The sequence below is a fragment of the Pseudoalteromonas sp. MMG006 genome, assembly GCF_018101025.1.
Taxonomy (GTDB): Bacteria; Pseudomonadota; Gammaproteobacteria; order Enterobacterales; family Alteromonadaceae; genus Pseudoalteromonas.
Window position 1 is genome coordinate 1 of record NZ_JAGJEJ010000042.1, and the last position, 2,413, is coordinate 2,413.

Sequence of the window (2,413 nt, forward strand, 5' to 3'; positions counted from 1 at the left end):
CAAAAAACAGTTGGCTTTTGCTCGTTCCTCGCTAATTTTAGCCAACTATTTTATTGCCGCTTAGCAAAGCGTTAGGTTTCAAGGAAGGTTCAGTGCAAGACGAAACAGATTGGAAATTAAAATTGAGGTACGGGAAGGAAACAACTCCGTATTCTCATTACACCATTATAGCCGATGGTGTAGCGGGTGAACTTGTTGATGGTTTTGATTGCCGACCGGGCAATGCTGTGATGTCTATGAAAGCTTGGGCTACAGATTTAGATGAAACCCTCGATATGATCAAAAGTATCGGAGATCATGTTGGGTTTAATGTATCAGGCAAAGTTGAAACATACAAAACAGAACCAGAACAACCACCTAAGGAAAATCCGTACGGTTATGATTTAAACTTCATAGCGTATGATGAAACCTAACAAGGGTTTTCAAGTCGGACAAAAAACAGTTGGCTTTGTTCGTGCCTCACAAATTTTAGCCAACTATTTTTAGCCACTTAAAACGGCGTTAGCTGTATAGCCGCACCTTATGGTGCATTTATTGCTTGTTTTATTTTTTCTTCATAAATAAGGAAATCAAATGAATATTAATACAATGGATCTTTTCTTTGGTTACAATATGCGTGTCGGTGATGTAAATGGCTTGACTAAATCTGCTGCTAAATATGCGGAATTAGCAAAGACTGCTGACACCGCTGAGCAGCGTGAAGGTTATGCTAAAGCAGTAACTCAAATAAACAATGATGTATTGCCAAAGTTACAGCAAGAAATGAATACTTTAGGGCATCAACTTGGTTTAGCTGACGATAATATTGGTCAAGTGTTATCTAAAAAAGCGCTCGAAGAAAAGAATGAAAAAAACACTCTATCATTACTCGAATATATTGCAGATGGAACTCCAACATATTCATCAAAATATCAGTCAGGAAACATCTTTTCTAAAAACATTTAAGACGTGAGTTGATAAATGGGAGTCCACATAAGTTGCTTAAACGGAAAAATAACAGTTGGCCATCGCTTCGCGATTATAGCCAACCATTATTTTCCGCTTAGCAAGGCGTTAATGGCACATGGAATCGCGCAATGAGTAGATACGATAAAGTTGATTTAGCTTACGATTTTTTAGTAACAAAAGAAAAAGAAACAGAAGCATTTACCATTGCACAATTAGCTGAAGCTACAGGTTGGAGTACAGGTACATGTAGTACATATCCTTCTAAACGCTGGCATCAATATGTGGTAAAAGATGGAACTCAATATTCTAGCTCCGGCATTTCATATCTTAGTAAAGAAGAGTTCCGGAGTGTACATAGCCAAAAACTTCAAAAAACAACCGACCTATCAACAAAAGGAATTTTGGTTCATAAAGCGAAAGAATTCGCTTTACTTGCTGTTTCCACTTACAACAACCCGTATACAGAATTTAAGACTTATGGTTTTATTGTAAATATAGTTATTGCTTATACATCACTATTTCACGCAATCTTTGAAAAGCGAGGTTCTGATTATTTCTACCTAGACAACAATGGCAATCCAATACTGATCGATGGTGAAGAGAAAGCTTGGGAACTTGGTGAGTGTAGTGATGCTTACTGGCAAGGTGAGTCAAATGCCGAAAAAGCCAATATTAAATTTCTTATTGGCTTAAGGAACAAGATTGAGCATAGAAGTTTACCAGCTATCGATTTAGCTGTTTGTGGAGAATGCCAATCGGCATTAAGCAATTTTGAAACTTTGCTTGTCGAAGAATTTGGCGATGACCACGCTTTGACTGCAAGTTTAGCTATTGCGATGCAATTAACCAGAATCAGTGAGCAAGCTCAACTTGATTCTCTAAAACAACTGCAAAAAGAGAATTATAAAGTTGTTCGTGAATACATGGAAACTTATAGAAATGACCTAAACGATGATGTTGTTCAAAGCCAAAAATATAGAATTAGGGCTTTCTTGGTGCCGAAATTAGGTAATCATGCTACGTCAGCTGACATTGCGGTAGAGTTTTTAAATGTAAATAACTTGAGTGATGAAGAAGTCGCAAACTATGAGCAAGGTGTTGCTTTTATTAAAGGTATTGAAAACCCTTTTAAATTAAAACCGTCAAAAGTTGTTGAATTAGTCGCTAAGAAAAGCAAAGGGTTTAATATGACTCTGCATACGAAGTGCTGGAAGTTTTATGAAGCAAGACCTAGAGAAGTTGATGCTACTTTTAAAGGTGAATATTCGAGTTATATCGAAGGTTTTGACCACTACTTATATTCAATGAAGTGGGTGAGTTTTTTGATCAAAGAATTAAAAAACAAACAAAAAATGTCAGAAGTAAAAGCACAAGCCATTTAACAAGCGCTTTAAACGGAGCTAAAACAGTTGGTTAAGTTTCGCTCCGCTACACATTATAGCCAACAATTTTAGTCCGCTTAAGC

3 protein-coding genes are annotated in these 2,413 nt (G+C 36.7%); all 3 read left to right on the plus strand.

The annotated features are described in order from the left end of the window. Positions 1-122: 122 nt before the first annotated feature. The 3 genes from J8L73_RS19080 (at position 123) to J8L73_RS19090 (ending at position 2,330) form a co-directional block, all read left to right on the plus strand. Positions 123-413 (plus strand): hypothetical protein, encoded by a 291-nt coding sequence (locus J8L73_RS19080; protein WP_211019448.1) that lies wholly within the window; start codon positions 123-125, stop codon positions 411-413. 160 nt (positions 414-573) lie between these two features. Continuing rightward, positions 574-945, plus strand: coding sequence for a hypothetical protein (locus tag J8L73_RS19085; RefSeq protein ID WP_211019450.1), 372 nt, complete (start codon positions 574-576; stop codon positions 943-945). A gap of 131 nt (positions 946-1,076) precedes the next feature. Further along, the gene (locus J8L73_RS19090) at positions 1,077-2,330 is read left to right on the plus strand and encodes a DUF3644 domain-containing protein (protein ID WP_211019452.1); all 1,254 of its coding nucleotides are present in this window, start codon (positions 1,077-1,079) and stop codon (positions 2,328-2,330) included. Positions 2,331-2,413: the final 83 nt, after the last annotated feature.

Excerpts from the sequence above, each read along its gene's own strand:
- J8L73_RS19085 (WP_211019450.1), top strand. The coding sequence starts at position 574 with ATGAATATTAATACAATGGATCTTTTCTTTGGTTACAATATGCGTGTC.
- J8L73_RS19090 (WP_211019452.1), top strand. The coding sequence starts at position 1,077 with ATGAGTAGATACGATAAAGTTGATTTAGCTTACGATTTTTTAGTAACA.